The sequence below is a fragment of the Dyella subtropica genome (genome assembly GCF_026283965.1).
Classification (GTDB): domain Bacteria; phylum Pseudomonadota; class Gammaproteobacteria; order Xanthomonadales; family Rhodanobacteraceae; genus Dyella_D; species Dyella_D subtropica.
In genome coordinates this window covers 1-582 of sequence record NZ_JAPDPD010000045.1, presented here as the reverse complement: position 1 = coordinate 582, position 582 = coordinate 1, and the positions used below count along the sequence as shown (strand labels likewise).

The window sequence follows — 582 nt, the reverse complement described above, 5'->3', positions numbered from 1 at the left end:
CCACCGCCTTGGTGGCATGCGTGGGCAATGCCACGCAGTTTGCCAGCGGCCGGCAGATGGCCGCCTCCCTCGGTCTCACGCCCCGACAACACAGCTCTGGCGGCAGGGATCGCTTGCTGGGTATCAGTAAGCGCGGTGACGCCTATGTCCGATCGTTGTTGGTGCACGGTGCCCGGGCGATGCTGCGAACCGCGCCGCGGCACGACGATGCGCTGAGTCGATGGATCATCCGACTGTCGTCGCGATCGCATCCGAATGTGGCTTGTGTGGCGATGGCCAACAAGACGGCACGCATGGCCTGGGCCATGCTGCGCCATGGCACGAACTATCAACCGGCGCTGGCGGCCGCCTGAGAGGAGCATCCGAGAACATCCCTCCACGATTGCGAAGCCCCCCGCGTGATGACGTACCGGTCGGACCGGCGTCGGCAAAACCCTGAAAGGTCCGTGTGCTCAAAGCACGCCAAAGCGATTGGGAGCCGACGCGCGACTAGCTCATCGTGGCCCGGCACCGCTTAGGCGGTGCAGCGACTAGAGGCCGGATATACGTGTGCAGTCGACACGGACGCCAGAGCTAAGGGAT

At 64.8% G+C, this 582-nt stretch carries 1 protein-coding gene; it reads left to right on the top strand.

All coding sequences use genetic code 11. The annotated features are described in order from the left end of the window. A partial coding sequence (locus tag OUZ45_RS20750) for a transposase (RefSeq protein ID WP_266172236.1) occupies positions 1–353 on the top strand: 353 nt, incomplete at its 5' end. Between the last annotated feature and the right edge of the window lie 229 nt (positions 354–582).